Annotated in this window: 1 protein-coding gene; it reads left to right on the top strand. The window is 61.7% G+C overall.

Going from position 1 to position 243, the window contains the following annotated elements; translation table 11 throughout:
• Nucleotides 1-243, top strand: a 243-nt coding sequence (locus ACQG3P_RS22040) for a hypothetical protein (RefSeq protein WP_426806238.1), incomplete at both ends; no start/stop codon positions are given.

Raw genomic sequence — 243 nt, 5'->3', positions numbered from 1 at the left:
GTGCAACCCGCTGCAGGTCAACTGCGCCGATTCCAAGACCGCCGTGTGGCGGACCCTGAACCAGGGTGGCAACCCGAACAACCCGAACGACTACCACACGCTGACCGCCGAGGAGTACGCCACCTCCAACGAGCAGATGAGCCTGCTGACCGGTATCGAGCGCAAGTCGCTGTACGTCAACGGCACCTACGACTACACCGACACCATCAGCCTGACCACCGATGTGCTCTACAACGAGCGCAA

This window comes from Stenotrophomonas sp. SrG (assembly GCF_050031795.1).
Taxonomy (GTDB): domain Bacteria; phylum Pseudomonadota; class Gammaproteobacteria; order Xanthomonadales; family Xanthomonadaceae; genus Stenotrophomonas; species Stenotrophomonas rhizophila_A.
The sequence above is the reverse complement of the archived record's forward strand: the minus strand, read 5'-3'. Positions and strand labels throughout refer to the sequence as shown.